Origin of the sequence: Planctomicrobium aquicomposti (assembly GCF_051466325.1) — a bacterium.
Classification (GTDB): Bacteria; Planctomycetota; Planctomycetia; order Planctomycetales; family Planctomycetaceae; genus Planctomicrobium.
On sequence record NZ_CP195792.1, the window covers coordinates 4,578,188 to 4,596,165 of the forward strand.

Genomic DNA, 17,978 nt, shown 5'->3' on the forward strand with positions numbered 1-17,978 from the left:
CACCCGGCAGGAGTGCGTTGCCAGGGTGGTTCCGGGGATCTCTCCTCAAGCATCGTACCTGTCCGATTCTAGCACAGCCCGAACCCGGTTCGTCTAACAAAAATGTAATCTCATTACCCTGATTCCTGCCGCGGAAGCGATTCCGGCTCGTGGATTCTCCGGCGCCCTTCTCCGGCGCGGTCCTCCAGCCCGCGGAATCCCGGGCGCGCCCCTTCGGCCAGCGATCGTTACTCGAGCGGACATTCAGGAGCGCAGCGGAAGCGACGAGCCGGACAACTCGTTCACAACGTTGCGAGGAAAGTGTCCCAGCAGCACCCGGCGACAATTCTCACTCCCCTTGATGCGCATGTCGTCCAAACCCTCTTCTGAATAGAAGGCGGCATGCGGATTGATAATCACCCGGCCGTAGGCGGGATGTGCCGGATCACGCCAGGCACGGATCAACGGGTCGGCCGGATCGGGAGGTTCGACCTCCAGCACATCGAGCCCCGCCCCGCGCAGATGTCCCGACTCAATGGCTCGCAGCACCGCGTGCGCATCGACCACACCGCCCCGCGCTGTATTAACCAGATAGGCTCCCGGCTTCATCAGCTGCAGGGTGCTGTCGTTGATCATGTGATGCGTTTCGGGAGTCCGCGGACAGTGCAGACTCACAATATCCGCCTCGGCCAACAGCTCTTCCAGAGTCTCGGCCCGTTGAATCCCCAGCGACTTGTCCCGCCCATCGGGCGTGTACGGATCGTAGTACAGCACCCGCATCCCCAGTGCTTTGCCTCGCAGGGCGGTGGCGGTGCCGATCCGTCCCATCCCGATCAGACCGAGCACGCGATTCCGCAGCCGGTAGGTCGGCTGAACCTGCTCGTAGGTCCAGATCCCTCGTTCCTGCTGGCCATTGCTATTCATGTAATGGATGCCGCGGGCCAGGGTCAGCAGCATGCCGATCGCGGAATCGGCCACTTCTTCGGTGCCGTAGTCCGGAACGTTGGCGACTGGAATTCCCCGTTCCCGTGCCGCTTCCCGATCGACATTATCGACTCCGACTCCGCAGCGCACGATCAAACGGCAGCGCTGCAGGCGATCGATCGTCTTGCGAGTCAGCGGAAGAAAGTGATACAGCATGATGGCATCGGCATCTTCGATCCGCCCGACCAGGTCTTCTTCCGAGAACGCATTGAGTGCGCTGACCTCCGCCAGATCGCCAAGAATCCGCTCTTCATGCAGCAACGGCGGGTTGATGAAGTCCGTGATGACGACTTTCAGCTTGGACATGGCAGCGTTTCACCGTTGGTAGGGAAGTGGAAAACAACAGACGACGGCAGGACAGGCTAGCAATCAGATTTCTTCGATTAATTGGCCTCTGGCCTCGGGCCGGAATGGCTCGTGGCGGAGAGCCTTTCGACTTTTGGTTGCCCCCTCCCGCGTTACGGAACTCAGCATTTCAACAGACAAAACGCTGGCTGCGCGGAGAATGGAAAGAGCAATCTGTTCTAGCGGACGGCTCCTCCATTGGCGTTCATGACCTGACCCGTCAGATAGGCGGCGGCATCGCTTACCAGAAAACGCGCGAGCCGGGCAATGTCTTCCGGCTGCCCCCATCGCGACAGAGGAGTTTCACGGAGGACCCGCTCCTGCCAGACTGCCCCGACCTGCTCACCCCAGGCGGTCTGGATCCAGCCGGGAGCGATGCAGTTGACCCGCACCTCGGGCGCCAGACTGACCGCCAGCGAACGGGTGAACCCCATGACCGCACTCTTGGCGACGCTGAACAGCTCGCCACTGTCTCCTTCCATCCCGCGGTCCGCCTGATCCCAGCCGATGTTCAGGATCACTCCGCTTCCGGCCGTTTTCATTCGTGCTCCGCAGGCTTTGCTCAGCAGCACCGTCCCCCTGACATCAACATCGAGAAGCCGCGACAGTTTTTCGGAATAGGAGAGTTTCGGCCCCTCGCCGGTCAGCAGATCCACACCCGCATTGTTCACCCAGATGTCGACGCGGCCCGTCCAGTTCCAGCACCGGTCGACAAGCTGTTCGAACTCACCCTGCAGGAGATCGGCTTGCAGCGTGACACTGCGACGGCCTAGCGCTTCGATCTCCCGAACAACGGACTGCGCCCGATCGGCGGAGCGGGCATAGTGTACGATGACATCCGCCCCGGCCCGCGCCAGTTCAAGTGCGATCGCCCGACCGATTCCGCTGGACGATCCGGTGACGACCGCGACCTTCCCTTTCAGATTGGCAAACCCTGATGCCGGTTGCTGGCTCACTTGATTTCTCACCGCAAAAGAAATGATCGCATCGGTTTGAGTGCCTCATCGGTTCTTGATCTGACGGCCGGTTGCCGCTCGATCAGCAAAGCAGGCACTGGCCGACAGGGGGATCTGGGAATCCTCGGCAATCGCCGACGGGCCCGCTTTCCCCTCGCGAGCCCCTGCCGCGGATACTATACTGGGGTTTGCGAATTTCACAGAACAACGCGCGCTGATTCGGGCACATCCGTTTCGGAAATTACTGAGTCTGTCTGCGCATTCACGCGTCTGCAGAGACGCGGGCAAGGTTGACTGGATATGAAGGTTTTGGTCGTCGGTGCCGGCGGACGCGAACACGTTCTCGCCTGGAAATTGAAACAGTCGCCGCAGGTGACGCAGGTCTTCTGCGCTCCGGGAAATGCCGGAACCGCGCTCGATGTGACGAACGTCGACATCAGTGCCACGGACGGAACCCGCCTGGCCCAGTTCGCCAAGAACGAGAAGATCGACCTGACGGTCATCGGTCCGGAAGCACCGCTGGTCGCAGGAGTGGTCGATGTGTTTCGCAAGCAGGGTCTACGCGTCTTCGGACCGACCAAAGCCGCTGCGGCACTGGAAGGAAGCAAAGCCTTCGCCAAGGATATTATGCGGCAGGCGAGTGTGCCGACCTCTGACTACAGGGTCTTTCACGATGCGGAAAACGCCATCGGCTTCATTCAGGAGCGGGAAGAAACTCCGCTGGTCGTCAAGGCGGATGGCCTCGCTTCCGGCAAGGGAGTGATCGTCTGCGAAACCAAAGTGGAAGCAATTGCGGCTGTCAATTCCATCATGCAGAGCCGGGCCTTCGGCGATGCCGGCCGGACAATCGTGATCGAAGAGAAACTGGTCGGGCAGGAAGTCAGCATTCTGGCACTGGTCGACGGCCGCGCCATCGTCACGCTGGAAGCGGCACAAGACCACAAGGCTGCCTATGACGGCGACACCGGCCCCAACACCGGCGGCATGGGAGCTTACAGCCCCGCGCCATTCGCCACTCCGGAACTGATGGACACCGTGATCCATAAGATTCTGATTCCGACCGTGCACGCGATGAAAAAGAACGGCACGGAGTTTCGCGGAGTGCTGTACGCCGGACTGATGCTCACCAGTCAGGGCCCCAAGGTGCTGGAATACAACGTTCGTCTGGGTGACCCGGAAACGCAGGCCGTCCTGATGCGGTTGAAGTCGGACCTGTTCGAAGTCCTCTGCGCGGCTGCCGATGGCAAGCTGAAGGATCTCCCCCAACTGGAATGGGACCCGCGCACCGCTGTCTGCGTGGTCATGGCCTCCGAGGGCTATCCGAACGATCTCTCCACCGGCCACCCGATTCGGGGACTCGACGACGCCGCCAAACTGGCTGAAACCAAAGTCTTCCATGCCGGCACAGCCGTGCAGAAGGGGCAGATCGTTAACACCGGCGGCCGTGTCCTCGGAGTGACCGCGCTCGGAGAAGATGCCTCGGATGCCAAGCGCCGAGCCTACGAAGCTGTCAAATGCATTCGCTGGCAGGGAGCGTGGTGCCGCAAGGACATCTCCGACAAGGCCCGTACCGCGAACTGACGGCGTGAACTCGGAACTGAGGCGGGACGGACGGCCCTGGAGAGAAGGAAACGCCGGAGAAGTCGACGCCGTGATGTCACACCCATTCCGTCCCGCAATCCGGATACCGGTCTCGCGGATGGAGGGAGAAATAGGCGTCGACCGGTTCCGGCACGTCGATCAGTTGAATGGGCTCGCGGCAGTATTCCCCCTCGGCGATCCCCTCAATCTCATCGAGACGCGACAGACATTCGGCACTCACGTCCCAGACTTCCCCCACAATCGAGAGCCCTTCCTGCGACACCCGGAACAGCCCGGGATAGGTTCCCAGGTTCACCATGCGATACAGCGGCTGCGTGCGGGCTGTTCCGACAAACCTCTCCCCCACCAGCGCACTGTGCCGACAAAAACCACGCTTCAACGTTCCATAGACAAAGACACGATGACTTCGACTTGAGGTCGACATCCGGAGCTGCCTCACAGAAACTGAACAACGAAGACTGGACTCTCCGAGCGCGCATCACAGGGGGATCATAGAACGTGGCCTTCCACAGAGCGATCATCACCGATCCGAGCGCCGTTGATGATCCCTCTTGCGGACATCCCACCAACTCACAAAGAACATCCGATGGCCAGCTGTGATCAGGGTTACCTCTGCGAAGTCTGCGACGATGAAGTCGAAGACATTACCGACAGCGATCTGTACCTGCGGTTTGTCATCGGCGAGATTCCCGCACGGCAACTTCTCTCCGCCCCCGAACGCCACCAGCGCTGCAACCCCACGTTGTCGCAGTTTATTGTCGATCCCCGCTTTCCTCCGGTCACCCTCGACGGCCCGTTCGGAAAATCCGAACTCGATGCCGAATACGTCCGGTCACGGGAAGAACTCGTCACACGGGGCTGGCAACGGCTGCAGGAGGTCCGCGGCCTGGGGATTCCGATCAGCGAATACCCGCTCGAAGAATTCCGCCAGAAGAGACCGGATCGTGAGAACCCGGACGTCCCGGGATAAGCACCCCACTCCCCATTCCCGCGGTTGGCAAGCGATCTGGAATTACTGGCAACCAACGGCAACCTCTGATACGTTACCCTGCACACCTTTCCCCGCTGACTCTGAGGGATGACTGCCGATGTCCGTGATCACGGCACAGCCGATTGCCGGGGTTTCCGCCGGCCGGGAAACCGAGATTGAGAGCATTTATCCCTCTGTGGCGGGTGGATTTCTCGGTCGCCTGATTGGTGTGCTCATGGGGGCCGCCGGTTCCATCCTCCCCTTCACTCCGTTCCGTCAACTGCTGCAGTTGCTGATGGGAACTCTGCTGGCTCCCCTGGGGGCGCTGGCTTATCTGCTGACCAAGCTGCTGGGTGACTACTACGTCCTCTCCAACCGGACGGTGACCCGGAAAAAAATGATCGGCGGCAAGGTCATCAAGCAGGTTCCGCTCAGCGATGTGGCCCACATCTCCATTGCCACCCCGCCGGGCTCTGCGTTTCACCGGACGGGAGACGTCCAGCTGGAAGACGCTGCCGGAAATCTGCTGCTCGTCATCTCCGCGATCCAGTTTCCGCAAAGACTGCGACAGGTCATCCTCGATGCCCGCGATGCCCGCATCCGCAACGATGAGTCTCTCGCCACAATTCGCGCTCGCGCCTGAACCGATCTGATTCAGCCTGCCCCACGCTCAGCGTTCCACCACCGGCATTTCGTGAATGACCGCAAGGTAGGACTGCGGAATTTCAATCGATTTCAACACCCCTTCGGCGGCACAGACACAGCAGACCGACTTCATTCTGCCATAACTGACCCGCTGTCCGGACCGCCAGAACTCGATGGAAAACGTCAGCGACTTCACGCCGATTCTCTCGACCCGCAGACGCAGCTCAAATTCGTCCCCATACCGCAATGGGGATTCAAAATGGCAGCTGGCACTGACCCTCGGCCAGCCGACATAAGTGCCGTCCCCCTGCTTCTGCAGGATGCTCAGCCCGATCGAGCGGAAGTAGTCGTGCTCGACCTCCTCCATCCACTTGTAATAGTTGGAGAAATGGACAATCCCCGCCATATCGGTCTGTGCGAATTCCACCCGGCGACGACTGACAAATTCCGACATGCGCTGATCCAGATTTCCCTGCCGAACCACAGCACTGTTCCCGCTGCAGGTTCGGCTCAAGCAGAAAACAAACTCCCTCTGCCGCAGTATGCACAGTCTGAACCGCGAACGACAGCCATCAAAATTCCCGCCACGATTCGCCTGACATCGCCGAACTTCTACAATGCGTTGCCCCGCTCGCAGAGTGTCATCGCGGAAAGCGTCGACTCTTGGCGGTCTTCCCGGCTGCGATGCACTTTCGTTTCCGCTCCCCCAAATTGTCTGCCATGACTGCTCCTGCCGGCGCTGCCGAACTCCACTTCCTGCTCTCCGCCCTCGCACGGGGTGAACGTTCCGTCGAGGATGTCGGCGCGGCCCTCTCCCCGTTACTGAACAGCGGGGTGCCTACTCAACAGGAACTGCGGATCGATCTCGACCGCGAACAGCGTTGCGGATACCCGGAGGTTGTCTACGCACCGGGTAAATCGAACGAGGCCCTGCTGGAAGCTTTCGAGCGGTTGAACGCGGACGGGCAGGCCTGCCTCGCCACCCGCTGCAGCCCGGAGCAGGCGGCAATCCTCTGCGCTGCCTTTCCCGAGGCGATTCACAGTGCCTCAGGAAGGACGGTCCGCATCTCTCCGGAACGGCCACTCTCGGGAACGGTGTATGTCATCACCGCCGGGACCTCCGATCGACCGGTCGGTGAAGAGGCCCTGGAAACACTGCGGTGGATGAATGTCGAGACGGAACTGCTGATGGATCTGGGAGTCGCCGGACCGCAGCGGTTTCTGGCAATTAAACACCGGCTGTCGGCTGCAGACGCAATCATTGTCGTCGCGGGCATGGAGGGGGCGCTCCCGTCCGTCGTCGGCGGCTGGGTCAGCTGTCCGGTTTTTGCGGTGCCGACCAGTGTCGGCTACGGTGCTGCCTTTGGCGGAGTCGCTGCCCTGCTCGGAATGCTGAACAGCTGCGCAGCCAACGTCGCCGTGGTGAATATCGACGCCGGGTTCAAGGCGGGCTACCTCGCCGGCCTCGTCGCCCAGCGAGCCGCTGCCGGGAAGCGATCCGGAGAATAGGCTCCGGAACTGACGCCCGGATTGCATTCGGACTTCCTGACGCCTCCCCGCCTCCGTCGCAGCGCGTCCTCGTTCGTCACGAATCCAGACTCACCCTGTGAGTCTGTCGGGGAAAGAGCGATCTGCTTCAGCCCTTGAGCGGAGCAAACCGGGAGATCCCCTGGCGCGACGCGGGTGACCAGCGGGCGCCAACCGCAGGGTCGTCCATCAAAACTGCCGACGACAGGCCGATGGTCCAGAGGAACACAAATCCGAAGTCGGAACTCATCCAGACGGTGAGCAACACCATCGCATATGCGATCAATGTTGCTGCCATCCACAGGCCAAATCGCTGCAATTCAGGAATTCTTCGCCACATCAAAAACTGAACAATCCCCGCAATTGTTGTCAATACAAACGCCAATGTCCCCAGCCAGCCGAAACGCAGCCCCTGTAACAGGTAGGCATTGTCGACCATCGGCAAAATCTTCAATGTTTTTGCACCGGGCCAGATCCCTGGAACATTCGGCGGAAACTTCGCGGTAGCTTCCGTTCCTGAGCCGAGCAAGCCCGCGTGCAGGAAGGCCGGTCCCCAGATCTTCAGAATGTAAAATCGTGCTCTCCCCGCAGTGAATGGGACAGTTTCACCATCAACCTCAACCGTTTGCGGAACGGGAAACTCACGGTCTCCCAATAAGGCCAGAAGTCGATCGTCAATCCGCTCCCAATAGAGGGTACATCCCGCAGCTGCCACCAGCAGGATGACTCCTGCAATGACCGCTCGTCTGACGGTTGAAATCGCAAACACAATTTCCGGAATCGCCAGCGCTGCAATGACCGGAGCTCGGGAAATCGTCGCCATCAACCCTGCCAATGTCAGTGGCAGAGTCAAGAGGACCAATCCTTTCTGCCAAATCGCCCTGACCTGCGAAAACAATTGAACGGTCCAAGGCAGACAGAGCAGGATCAACGTCCCATTAAAGATGGCATGGTGCGTTGATCCGAAGGCCCTTTTCCATCCCCAACGGACAGAGTTGCGAGGATTGAACGGATCAGTTGGCCGATTCCCCCAGACAACCTCAAAGTAATTGGTCCCTGAGACAGCTTCGACAATATTCCACAGCGAAAGGACCGCCGTCACCCCGACCACGAACGCCGCGAGGAACTGCACATCGCGGGGAGAGCGCACGGCATAGCGTCCCGCGACGTAGGGAACCGCCCACTCTCCGTACGCCCTCAGGAAGGTCCAGAAGGGCTGGCCCCCTTTGTTCACATCACTGATCCAATGCGTGATGACCAGCAGCCCAATGCATAAATCCAGCAAGGTTAATTTTTCGAACAGTTTGCCGGCAGGATGCACGCAAAAGAGGCCCAGACCCGCCAATGCGATGGACGTCCGCAGATTGAGAGGAAGACCGAAGAGTGAGAACTCCACCCAGGCGGGCACAAGAAACGAGAGAACAACCGCTATTCCCAATGCCCGATGCGGCCCTTGTCGCCAGTACAAAAAACACAGCACCGCCAGCAGGCCCAGAAACGGCAGTCCCCATGCGGCTGAGGGCATGTTCATCAGTGAAAACGTCCAGACAGGCTTGGAACCAGTTCTAGGAGACCATATCATCTGCAGCCAGATCTGACCAACACGGTTTCCTCAGGTTGCCCGACTTCGCGGGGTAAGTGGTAATTCCTCTCCACCAGTTTCTAGGTCCAATTTTCGACGAGATCAGAATGGCCCCGGTCCACCACACCAGCCCTCGAGCTTTGCTTCCAGGCGGTTGGGACCTATTCCAATCCGTATTGAGGCTGGTTCAATCTCCGAATTTCCTTTCGAGACGGGCTCTGACTCGGCGCTGTCCAGCCCTCGACAGCCCCCTCAGACATCAACGCTCACCAATGCCTCTACTTGGTGAAGCGATTGATTCTGGCCCGATACCGTGCACTCCTCCATTCATGATTCACGTTGCACAACCCTCCCAGCCCTCCCGTCAAGCGCTCCTGTCAGAAAGTGCTCTTTTCCCCTTCGAGGCTGAGTTTTGATGCTCCAGTGGTAGATGACATTGCCCGGCACTCAATGACAACACCTCCTCCTGTCCAGAATGAGGAACTCAGCTCACTGCGAATCAGGTTTGCACCTTTTGAGCACGAAGTTAAGCACGGATCATCTCAACAGGAGATTTTTATAAGATGCGGTTTTCGATTGTTACGATTTCTTTCAATCAAGTGCAGTTCCTGGAAGCTGCAATCCAGTCAGTATTAAGCCAGGAGTACGACGACCTGGAATACATCGTCGTCGATCCGGGCTCAACGGACGGCAGTCGTGAGCTGCTGGAGAAATATCGGGATCGAATCACAACATTGATTCTGGAACCTGACGAAGGTCCCTCCGATGGACTGAATCGGGGCTTTGCCCGCGCCACCGGCGATGTCTACGGATTCCTGAACGCCGACGATATTCTTTTGCCAGGTGCGTTGAGGGCAGTTGCCCCCCTGTTTGCCGCTCGCCCCGAAGTCGATGTAATAACTGGCCACTGTTACATCATTGACGGCGATGGCAGAAAACGACGCGTTCTTTATTCCAACCGCTTCAACACAACAGCCATTCTTTATGGGGGAGCCAACCTGGCTCAACCATCAACCTTTTTCCGTCGAACAGCTTTCGAGAAAGCTGGTGGATTCAACAAAAAAAATCGCCGCAACTGGGATACGGAATTATGGCTGGAAATGGGCCGAGCCGGCTGTCGTTTTGAGCTGATCGACCAGTTCCTCAGTGGTTATCGCATTTATGCTGGAACGATTACCGCGGCTAACCAAGACCCCAAATCCATCTTTCAACCAACAGATGACGCCCGCCAATTGCTACAGCGACACCTGAATCGTCCATGGAATCGCTGGGACAACCTGTTGCAAGGTTACCACTTTGTCAGCAAATGGCTGATTGAACCTCGCAATCTGATCGAGCGACTGACGGCCGGGCGGGTCAAAGGGGAATGGCTTTCTGAACCGCCACACGAAGCACCATCTCACACAAAATGATCCCTCGGCGACACCAGAACAACGATCGAGATTTCGAAGAAGCCCCCCTTTCCGTGTGATCCCGCACCTCTTCCCTGGATTTATTTTCACTAACCGCAGAGCTTTTCGAGCCCTCACAATGTCCCATGTTCAGCGATTGCTCAGAAGCCGCTCTGTCGCCAGCGCGGCAGGCGTCGCATTACGTGTGGCCATCAATCTCATTTCACTTCCCATACTCGTCAAATCCGTTGGACTGGACGTTTATGGAATCTGGGTCGTACTTCGCACCACAGTGGACCTGTGCCAACTCGGAGACCTGGGGCTCTCGACGACAATCACGGTCTTTCTCGCTGCAGACCTGAAATCCGACAATCGCAAATCCACGACACAAACATTAGTCGTCTCGTCCGGGCTCATGTTGATGATGTGCCTGATACTCGGACTTGCACTCGCCGCACTGGCCCCTTTCTGCGCGACATTTTTTCACGGTCTTCCAACCCAGCAGTTTTTCACAGTCCGACATGCCTGGCTGATTTTCGCCCTCATCGCGCCGCTTCAATTGATGCATCGTTTCGCGGATGCAGTTTTGGAAGCCAAGCAGAATTACCAATTGATCACAGTGTTGATCACAGTTTCGACTCTGCTCGAACACGGAATTGTGATTATCACCGCATGGCTGTCACAACAATTGATACCGATGTCGCTGGCATTACTGGGAGCCAGTCTATTCGTTCTCGCATTACGGCTTTTGGCCGTCTATTTTCTCGTGATTCGTCCGATCGGGCCAGCCGAGCTGAAGTGGAGCACTTCCCGCCTGAAAGAGATCGCCACACACGCCGGCGGTACATGCTCAGTGTTTATTGGAGCTTTTCTCTTTGGAACGGTAGACAAGCTGATTGTCGGGGCCACGCTGGGAAGTGAAGCGGTCGGTCTCTACGGAATTGCCAGTTCTATTTGCCGGCAGGTGACGGCGCTCGCTTCAGCTTTCCTGAGACCAATCTTGCCCGCCATCGCGGCAACCACCGCACAACCTGAAACTCCGGAACGACAGGCCTACCGCCACCAGTTGCTCAAACGCGGGATCTGGAAAAACTCACTGGCATCAGGCGCCCTGGCCACTGGCCTGTTCGCGATTTCCCCTTTCCTGCCATTACTCATCAAAGATGTCGATGGCATCCTGCCTGAAATTCGAGCCATGACCTTCATTTACACAATCAACTCCATGAATGCTGCAGGATTCTACTATTGCCTTGGGGCACGCATGGCTGGGGCAGTCGCCCTGGCAACAATCACCGGAGCATGCCTGTCACTGGCAGGTATGTATTTCACCGCCCCTATTTGGGGATTCAAGGCAGCGATTTACAGTAATGCTCTCTATTGCGTCTCTTACATATTAACAGACCTGGCGTGGCAGAACTCGGGGGGAAAGAGACTCAGCTGGACTCCCATTGCAGGCGGAGTCCTTGCAGTCCTCGCCGGAATCTGGCTATTCACCGCCCGTTTTGGCGATCAATTGAACACATCTGTCATGAATACGATCAGATTTTTTCTTCGGTAGTACAGCATTGCTGATCCACCACTCCAACTACAACGCTTAGCCTTTTCCAGCGACAACCGCAAACACCTTCCAAGAGCGAAAGAACCTTCCATGAGCGCCAGCTTTATTAAGACGTTGCGTACCCGCTATGCACTCGTTGACTCCGCACTCTACCCGCTGATCGCCGTGAAGCGCTACATGACGAGAGGGCGTCTTGCCGAGCAGCAGAGAATCGTCGACAACCTCAAAGAGATCATTGTGGGCGACCCGATTGTGCGACTGCAGGAATTTAGCGGAGAATTTGCTCTCGATGTCCGCAGCGATGTCTTCCGGCGGGTGGTTCTGACCAAAGGCTATGAATCAAGCCTGACTCAACTTTGCCTCAAACACCTGGACCCCAACCGGGATGTCATTGACGTGGGAGCAAACGTGGGCTTTTACTCGGTGCTGCTTGCCAAAGCCATTGCCCCCCAAAGAAAAGTTCTCGCTTTCGAACCAACACAAAGAGCCTTGAAACGACTGCGAGAGAATCTTGCATTGAATCACGTCACGAATGTCGAGATCTTCAACGGTGTCGCCTCCAACAGCGAAGGGACCGCGGAAATCAAAACCATCGAAGGGAAAGAAGAGTACTCCAGCCTTGGAGCCACCTGTCATCCCGACATTGCCGGAGAACGTTTTGTCACGGAGTCTGTTGTCAGCCGCACCCTCGACACGTTGGTCCCGGAAAAAGGAATCAATCCGGGATTTATCAAGGTAGATGTGGAAGGCGCCGAGCACCTTGTCTTCTCCGGTGCACTGAAAGTTCTCAAGGAATACCGCCCAGTGGTTCTGTCCGAATTGTCAAACTTTCTCTTAGCGAAAAATGGCTCCTCGTCACAGGAAGTTATCCGGATGATTGAATCACAGGGCTACGACGTCTTCAATGCCCGTGATTCGCGTGCACAACCTGGCAACAAAGGCTTCGGGGACATCATCTGCTTTCCAAAGGAAAGCAAGGTTAACTTTTTTTCAGACGAATATACTTAGCCGATGTCGCTAGGCCGCCAATTTACTGCATGTCACAGCATCCCGCGCCCAGATGAGCCGCCCGCCCCGGTGCCAAACATGGGTCGCGCGAGTCGCTCGACAGCCTTGGGAATCCTGGCAGCCGGAAAGGGTGCCCGGCACCAGATCCTGGCAGCGATCATCATCTAATTTTGACTGTGCCAGCTGCGATTCACCCGAATGGGGCTGGCGCAGTTGGCGGCGAGATCCAAGAGATCAGAAACCAATCGACCAGTTGGGCGATCGTGTTTTCCAACCTCTGTGACAGCCTGAACTCGCCAGACAGAGATCGAGAACGACTTGCCGATGAAATCTATCACACAGACGAAGAGACTGGGTTCACCTCTTCCAACTGTGACAGCCGCTTCATGAGGTGGCTGCCGCTGGAGGAATCTGAAGCAAGTCGCGATATTGCTGATCCAGTTCTTGAGAACGGCTGGGCCACTGAAAGCGAGCATCTGTCGCTCGATCGGGAGCGCTCACCGTTAAATCCTTCAAGACCGCCGCAACGGCTTCCCCAACATTGAACTGAGGATCGTACTCTTCCTCTGAAATCACAAACATCGCCTCCTGACCAAACAAGATGGCCTTCTCTTTGGGAAGATGAGTTTCCGAAAAAGTAGTGCGGGGGCAAATGATCCGCAGGCCCGTGGCCATAGCTTCCCAATAAGAAAGCGAGAATGTTGTAAAGAGGGCATAGTCCATGCCCGCGTAAATCTCATTCAATCGGTCAGGCGTCACATGCCCCAAAATCTGCAAACGTCCCCCCTGAATCGACTCCAACTCCTGCTGAATACGCGGAGGAACGCGGCCTACAACAATCACTGTCACCCCTGCTGCCAGCAAGGCCCGGATCGCCTCAGGAGTCCGCTTAGGTTCTTCGATCTTGCCGCTCACGACGACCGTCACCTCATCCGGAGTCAAATTCAATTCCCGGCGAGTCGCAATTCTTTGCTCGGGCGAGAAGTGGAAAATTCGCTCGTCAGCAGCAAGCGGCCCAAACACCAGCTTCCCGCGCGTGGACCATCGGTTTCTGACAAAATGGTCACGGTTGGCATGAACAGTGTGACGCACTGTATCAACGAACAACGATCCAATTCGAATACAGAGTCGCCTGACCAGGCTATCGATGCTATGCAGCCAGGTATAATGCCGATCACCCCGTTGCTCGTGATCATAAACAACAGGTTTACCCAGCATCTTAGCAATTGCCGCCACAATCACCGGATGCCCAACGCGAAACTCAATGACGTGCACCACGTCTGCCTCGCGAATCAGCCGAAACGGAATAGGCAGCAGCAAAAAGTCCGCATACCGCAGCAGCGTGCGACAACGGACAATGTGAATGCCAAAGTCACGCCTTAAATTCTCGTCATTGGCACAGGGATTCGTAGGAGCATGCCCTGCCCGGTTATGCTTCCAGATGTAAGACTGACTCGAGGCATACACGACGACGTCCCAGCCTCGCAGTGCAAGATTTCGTGAATACTGGATTTCCCGAAATGCATTGATCTCGGTCTCCATGTATCCCGATGTGATCAAAACTTTACCTGGCTTGGACATCAAAACCCTCTTTCACCTGTCGGTCCCAGGAAAAGTGTGAGAAGCAGCTGTTCTGAAAAATCCGATATGCTTCCAGATTGGCCTGTCCGGCCTCTCGGATCACTTCGCCGAGCGTGGCAGCATCCTGAAAGCCGCGGATAAATTCATCCGCATGGGGGATTCCATAGAATTCGTCCCCCAAAAAACGCGGAGAAGCGACCACGCAGTTGTGGGCGATATACCACAACACCTTGAGCTTCATGCCATTCAAAAACCGGTCGGGAACAACCCCGACCCGCAGCTGACCATCCGCTGGTAGTTCTCGAGTGTCCCGCCAATGAGGAAGAACTCCCCGAAAAGACGCATCAGCATACAAATATCCAATAGACTGATGATCCAACTTGGAGAGTACTTCTGCCTTTAACCAATCCGCATCTCGCCTTTTCACCGACCAGTCATAGGTTCCCGAGATCACCAGATCGACCTTGTCCGCCTGAACCAGGGGGCAATTCAAATTGACAGGTGGCATGCCCGGCTGAATCAACCGGGGAGGCCGCACCGGCCCCATGGACTCCGCCAGCTGCAGTTCGCGCCGAGACAGAAAAACAGGGTAGATGTTCGGACGGCGCAGCAACCAGCGATCGGAAGAACGAAGAAAAGGCTTGAGCGCTACCCGTGTCCCGAACCGGTCCTCGTCATCAAAACCTGCCGGAAAGTTGTGAAAGATCAGCCAAATCTTTTCTTGCTTCAGGAATTCACACGCAAGGGAAGCCAGCCCTTCATGTGACAAGACGATTTCCTCGTCAGCCTGAAGTGACTGCGGCACGGATGCCATCTGATACCGTGTATAAAGAGGCATCAACCGCTTACTCAGCATCCTCCGCAGAACGGCACCAGACTGAGCCTTGCTGGTTTCAAAGACCCGGATATTCGGGGTCACCTGCTGCAAGACCTTCAAGACGCGATCATCATAGATCGTGCCGCCGTCTTTCTCCGCAGCAGGACGCCGTAAAAACAGAAACCGCCTTGCGAGTTGCGGATCGCTCGTCTTCGACATCAATGAACTCTCAGAGGTGCAACATCACCGGACGAGAAATCTCGTCGCCGCGGTGAGCAGAAAACGAATTTGCCAGGGCCGTTTGATTCCGGGCGAATCCGGGAAAGCATAACGACTTGCCTGATTCGCGGTAGACGACGAGTTGTCTTGCCAGAGCCCACCGGTCGTCAAGACTTATTCCAAGTTTCCACAACATTTTCCATTTCAACAGGGAGTCAACGGCGGCGCGCAGCAGATTCCTGCAAAAGGGGTCACCGGAATCTGGCCCCCCAAACATCGATTTCTCAAACCATCCCGGCTTAGAGTAGAATGAATTCCGGCGACCAGCCAGAAGAGGCCGGCCCAACAACAGAATTCGTGGGTAACATTCTCTTCAGCAATGTTGCAGCCACCTTTCGATGGACCAGGAGTCGGATCAGGGATGCCAAATACATTGAATCTCGTCGTGCTTTATGTTTACTTCTCCACGGTCTTTCTGCAGAGCATGTACGTCGGCGGGGTCCCAGTCTCCGTGCTTTCCTTTCCATTGGTCTTTGTTTTGCTGGGCCTAAACCTTCAATACCGACGCATCACCCTGATTGCCATGGCCCTGCTCGCCATCATGTCACTGCTGCTTCTCTTCACCACCAACTCACGAATTCCCTTTCGTGAAACACTGAAGGCAGCCATCGGCATCATCTCATTCTTCACGACGCTGTTTGGACTGCCGGTCATTTTGCGTCTCTATCCGGATCAGGTAAAACGCCTGACCCAAATCTGGATCGTGATCTTTGCAGCCTTCTTTTTTTTAGAATTTGCGGGCGTTCTTTCACTACGAGAACTCGGGATCACCCGAGGATGGTCACGATATGAAATCTCGCAGATCGAGAATCCTCATGACTTGCGCTCCGCGGGAATGTTCAGCGAACCTTCCTGGCTTTGCCTGGCCATGGCCCCACTTGTGTGGATCGAATCCGTTTTCGCAGGCCGGTTTACCTGGGTGGGCGTTCTGGGCCTGATCACGATGCTTTTTTCCGGATCGTCAATCGGTCTTGTTCTCGCATCAACACTGGCGATCATCACGTTCCTGAGCTCAATCAGGCGATTGTCGCTGACAACCGTCGTTTCAGGGATCACCGGACTTCTGGGGCTTCTCATTGGTTTGGTTTATATGCAGAAAAACGATCCCGAACGAGTCGAACAGGTCTTTGCCAAAGTCCTGGACCCGATTTCATCCCAGTCGGGATACATCCGATTTTTCACCCCTCTGAGACCTGCCCAAATGGTGGCACAGGAATCGCCACTCACTGGCCTGGGAATGTCGTCCATTTCCGAGGGAATGCTGGGAGGAATTGGAACCGCAGTGCTACCGATTAATGTTTTTATTGAAATGGGGGCACTGGGACTGCTGATCTATAGCATTTCCATCATTGGCCTCGCCATTTCTGAACGAACAACTCTGGGGGGGATCGTTCTGACTGTGCTGACATTGCTGACACTGGGCCTGAGTGGCTCTCCGTTCCAGGCTGCGATGATCGCAATCTACATCACGGTAACGCCGGCGCTACGGCAATGGGCCACCGAGACACACGGGGGGCCATTTCTGGGCACTTAAGAAAGCCCGCACTTGCGAGCCAGAGCAGATGACACTTTCCAGCCTCTTCGCAGCAAGATTTTCGCTTGCTCCGAAGCACTCCCACGTCCCGGCACAACAAGAACCGGGCCGATCAAAAACCGGATGTCCTGAAACCGACTGAGCACTCCCAGCGAGAATCGCCCGGCAACAGGCACGCTTGACGCGCACAGCAACGGCTTGTCACGTCGTCGTCACGATCCTGCCAGCCAGTTCCGGGAACCACGAAGTCCGTTTGCAGGTCCCTCAGCTTGCAGGTCCCTCAGCGACAAACCACAAGGCCACGAAACGAACCGCTCACGGACTCGATCCGTGCAGCAGCCATTTATTCCCAACGAGTAACGGGTTGTTATCGACGTCGAAACAAAGCATCCATCTGAACGACACGCCCGGTGTCTTCTTTCAGAAATGCGAGCGGACGCACAAAAACAAATCCCTGAGCTTTCAGGTACTCGAGAATATCGTCAATTAACGGTTCACCCTCATAGAGGTGCTCAAAAACCGATTCTACGAGAATGCTATGGCAGCGAGGCAATAGAACTTCAGCTGCCCCCTTGAGTGCTTCAAGCTCATAGCCCTGAAGGTCCAGCTTCAGCAGCAGAGGCTCTTCCAAAGCAGTCTTTCTGGCAAAGTCATCCAGCGTCGTGACCGGAACTTTGACTGTTTGAAGTTCGCGAATTCCTTCGTGGATGCCTGACTTCTTTTTGATGGACAGGATCGAGGATGTCTGTGTGTTTGAATTACAATGAAATTCAACTTCCCCTGCCTGGCTCCCCAAGGCAAATTCATGGATCTGAACGCGGGTGCATGACTTCAGATTCTCCCGCAGGACGGCAGCGGTCGAAGGAGAGGGTTCGAAAGAATGTATTGTTGCCTCCGGAAATGCGGTGGCAACGGCCCGGGCAAATTGGCCGACATTCGCACCTCCGTCGATTATCGTGCGAAAGCGAACTCCCTCAGATTGCAACTGCGTGGCTAACAGAGTCGATGCAATTGATCTCGGCTTAGGTGCCAGAAGCGCCGAACGCCCACCAGGGGTTGCCAAGACTTCACAGACCCGACCGATTTTCCGCAACAATCGCATGAAACTTCCCGGTTGGCACCTTGCAGTCGACTTTCTTCAGGGTCGACCTTACTTCAGTAGTTACGCGAAAACTTTTATGCAACGCAACAGCATGCCTGAAGTCATGAAAAACATTGTT

The 17,978-nt window shown here is 56.5% G+C and carries 16 protein-coding genes; 8 read left to right on the forward strand and 8 right to left on the reverse strand.

From position 1 onward, the window contains the following. Nucleotides 1-243 precede the first annotated feature (243 nt). Nucleotides 244-1,269, reverse strand: coding sequence for a C-terminal binding protein (locus SH664x_RS17600; RefSeq protein ID WP_437203103.1), 1,026 nt, complete (start codon nucleotides 1,267-1,269; stop codon nucleotides 244-246). Between the two features lie 218 nt (nucleotides 1,270-1,487). Further along, entirely contained in the window at nucleotides 1,488-2,264 is a 777-nt protein-coding gene (locus tag SH664x_RS17605) for an SDR family NAD(P)-dependent oxidoreductase (RefSeq protein WP_437203104.1), read from the reverse strand. A gap of 300 nt (nucleotides 2,265-2,564) precedes the next feature. Here SH664x_RS17605 and purD point away from each other — a divergent pair, with 300 nt between their 5' ends. After that, a complete protein-coding gene (purD, locus tag SH664x_RS17610; RefSeq protein WP_437203106.1) occupies nucleotides 2,565-3,845 on the forward strand; it encodes a phosphoribosylamine--glycine ligase in 1,281 nt (426 codons plus the stop codon). A 76-nt stretch (nucleotides 3,846-3,921) separates the two neighbouring features. On the opposite strand, the gene SH664x_RS17615 is transcribed toward purD, so the two are convergent. After that, complete coding sequence (locus tag SH664x_RS17615) at nucleotides 3,922-4,290, reverse strand: gamma-glutamylcyclotransferase family protein (protein WP_437203107.1); 369 nt, start codon at nucleotides 4,288-4,290, stop codon at nucleotides 3,922-3,924. Between the two features lie 162 nt (nucleotides 4,291-4,452). Here SH664x_RS17615 and SH664x_RS17620 point away from each other — a divergent pair, with 162 nt between their 5' ends. Together SH664x_RS17620 and SH664x_RS17625 are read left to right on the forward strand one after the other, a co-directional pair. Continuing rightward, the gene (locus SH664x_RS17620; RefSeq protein WP_437203109.1) at nucleotides 4,453-4,836 is read left to right on the forward strand and encodes a hypothetical protein; all 384 of its coding nucleotides are present in this window, start codon (nucleotides 4,453-4,455) and stop codon (nucleotides 4,834-4,836) included. A 118-nt stretch (nucleotides 4,837-4,954) separates the two neighbouring features. Beyond that, a complete protein-coding gene (locus SH664x_RS17625; RefSeq protein ID WP_437203111.1) occupies nucleotides 4,955-5,479 on the forward strand; it encodes a hypothetical protein in 525 nt (174 codons plus the stop codon). Between the two features lie 27 nt (nucleotides 5,480-5,506). Here SH664x_RS17625 and SH664x_RS17630 read toward each other — a convergent pair whose 3' ends face one another. Continuing rightward, the gene (locus SH664x_RS17630; RefSeq protein WP_437203113.1) at nucleotides 5,507-5,935 is read right to left on the reverse strand and encodes an acyl-CoA thioesterase; all 429 of its coding nucleotides are present in this window, start codon (nucleotides 5,933-5,935) and stop codon (nucleotides 5,507-5,509) included. Between the two features lie 266 nt (nucleotides 5,936-6,201). Here SH664x_RS17630 and larB point away from each other — a divergent pair, with 266 nt between their 5' ends. Beyond that, entirely contained in the window at nucleotides 6,202-6,990 is a 789-nt protein-coding gene (gene larB, locus SH664x_RS17635; protein ID WP_437203115.1) for a nickel pincer cofactor biosynthesis protein LarB, read from the forward strand. A 127-nt stretch (nucleotides 6,991-7,117) separates the two neighbouring features. On the opposite strand, the gene SH664x_RS17640 is transcribed toward larB, so the two are convergent. Continuing rightward, nucleotides 7,118-8,539 carry an O-antigen ligase family protein gene (locus SH664x_RS17640; RefSeq protein ID WP_437203116.1) on the reverse strand — a complete coding sequence of 474 codons (1,422 nt, stop codon included), beginning with the start codon at nucleotides 8,537-8,539 and terminating at the stop codon, nucleotides 7,118-7,120. A gap of 614 nt (nucleotides 8,540-9,153) precedes the next feature. Here SH664x_RS17640 and SH664x_RS17645 point away from each other — a divergent pair. The 3 genes from SH664x_RS17645 to SH664x_RS17655 all read left to right on the forward strand — a co-directional run bounded on the left by SH664x_RS17645 (nucleotide 9,154) and on the right by SH664x_RS17655 (nucleotide 12,547). Then, the gene (locus SH664x_RS17645; protein ID WP_437203118.1) at nucleotides 9,154-10,002 is read left to right on the forward strand and encodes a glycosyltransferase family 2 protein; all 849 of its coding nucleotides are present in this window, start codon (nucleotides 9,154-9,156) and stop codon (nucleotides 10,000-10,002) included. Between the two features lie 184 nt (nucleotides 10,003-10,186). Next, complete coding sequence (locus SH664x_RS17650) at nucleotides 10,187-11,539, forward strand: lipopolysaccharide biosynthesis protein (RefSeq protein ID WP_437203119.1); 1,353 nt, start codon at nucleotides 10,187-10,189, stop codon at nucleotides 11,537-11,539. 90 nt (nucleotides 11,540-11,629) lie between these two features. Then, nucleotides 11,630-12,547: an FkbM family methyltransferase gene (locus SH664x_RS17655; protein ID WP_437203121.1), complete on the forward strand. Its 918-nt coding sequence runs from the start codon at nucleotides 11,630-11,632 to the stop codon at nucleotides 12,545-12,547. Between the two features lie 384 nt (nucleotides 12,548-12,931). On the opposite strand, the gene SH664x_RS17660 is transcribed toward SH664x_RS17655, so the two are convergent. Continuing rightward, nucleotides 12,932-14,128, reverse strand: a complete 1,197-nt coding sequence (locus SH664x_RS17660; RefSeq protein ID WP_437203122.1) for a glycosyltransferase family 4 protein — start codon at nucleotides 14,126-14,128, stop codon at nucleotides 12,932-12,934. Further along, nucleotides 14,112-15,056, reverse strand: coding sequence for a hypothetical protein (locus SH664x_RS17665; RefSeq protein WP_437203124.1), 945 nt, complete (start codon nucleotides 15,054-15,056; stop codon nucleotides 14,112-14,114). The genes SH664x_RS17660 and SH664x_RS17665 overlap by 17 nt, the downstream gene beginning before the upstream one ends. A gap of 529 nt (nucleotides 15,057-15,585) precedes the next feature. On the opposite strand from SH664x_RS17665, the gene SH664x_RS17670 reads away from it, so the two are divergent. After that, nucleotides 15,586-16,758, forward strand: a complete 1,173-nt coding sequence (locus tag SH664x_RS17670) for a hypothetical protein (protein ID WP_437203125.1) — start codon at nucleotides 15,586-15,588, stop codon at nucleotides 16,756-16,758. Nucleotides 16,759-17,125: 367 nt separating this feature from the next. Here the strand turns inward: SH664x_RS17670 and SH664x_RS17675 are convergent, their stop codons facing one another. Beyond that, nucleotides 17,126-17,860, reverse strand: coding sequence for an FkbM family methyltransferase (locus SH664x_RS17675; protein WP_437203126.1), 735 nt, complete (start codon nucleotides 17,858-17,860; stop codon nucleotides 17,126-17,128). Between the last annotated feature and the right edge of the window lie 118 nt (nucleotides 17,861-17,978).

What these genes read in the sequence shown, in the direction of transcription:
- SH664x_RS17600 (WP_437203103.1), bottom strand. Translation starts at nt 1,269, where the DNA reads ATGTCCAAGCTGAAAGTCGTCATCACGGACTTCATCAACCCGCCGTTG.
- purD (WP_437203106.1), top strand. Translation starts at nt 2,565, where the DNA reads ATGAAGGTTTTGGTCGTCGGTGCCGGCGGACGCGAACACGTTCTCGCC.
- SH664x_RS17615 (WP_437203107.1), bottom strand. Translation starts at nt 4,290, where the DNA reads ATGTCGACCTCAAGTCGAAGTCATCGTGTCTTTGTCTATGGAACGTTG.
- SH664x_RS17620 (WP_437203109.1), top strand. Translation starts at nt 4,453, where the DNA reads ATGGCCAGCTGTGATCAGGGTTACCTCTGCGAAGTCTGCGACGATGAA.
- SH664x_RS17625 (WP_437203111.1), top strand. Translation starts at nt 4,955, where the DNA reads ATGTCCGTGATCACGGCACAGCCGATTGCCGGGGTTTCCGCCGGCCGG.
- SH664x_RS17630 (WP_437203113.1), bottom strand. Translation starts at nt 5,935, where the DNA reads ATGTCGGAATTTGTCAGTCGTCGCCGGGTGGAATTCGCACAGACCGAT.
- larB (WP_437203115.1), top strand. Translation starts at nt 6,202, where the DNA reads ATGACTGCTCCTGCCGGCGCTGCCGAACTCCACTTCCTGCTCTCCGCC.
- SH664x_RS17640 (WP_437203116.1), bottom strand. Translation starts at nt 8,539, where the DNA reads ATGAACATGCCCTCAGCCGCATGGGGACTGCCGTTTCTGGGCCTGCTG.
- SH664x_RS17645 (WP_437203118.1), top strand. Translation starts at nt 9,154, where the DNA reads ATGCGGTTTTCGATTGTTACGATTTCTTTCAATCAAGTGCAGTTCCTG.
- SH664x_RS17655 (WP_437203121.1), top strand. Translation starts at nt 11,630, where the DNA reads ATGAGCGCCAGCTTTATTAAGACGTTGCGTACCCGCTATGCACTCGTT.
- SH664x_RS17660 (WP_437203122.1), bottom strand. Translation starts at nt 14,128, where the DNA reads ATGTCCAAGCCAGGTAAAGTTTTGATCACATCGGGATACATGGAGACC.
- SH664x_RS17670 (WP_437203125.1), top strand. Translation starts at nt 15,586, where the DNA reads ATGCCAAATACATTGAATCTCGTCGTGCTTTATGTTTACTTCTCCACG.
- SH664x_RS17675 (WP_437203126.1), bottom strand. Translation starts at nt 17,860, where the DNA reads ATGCGATTGTTGCGGAAAATCGGTCGGGTCTGTGAAGTCTTGGCAACC.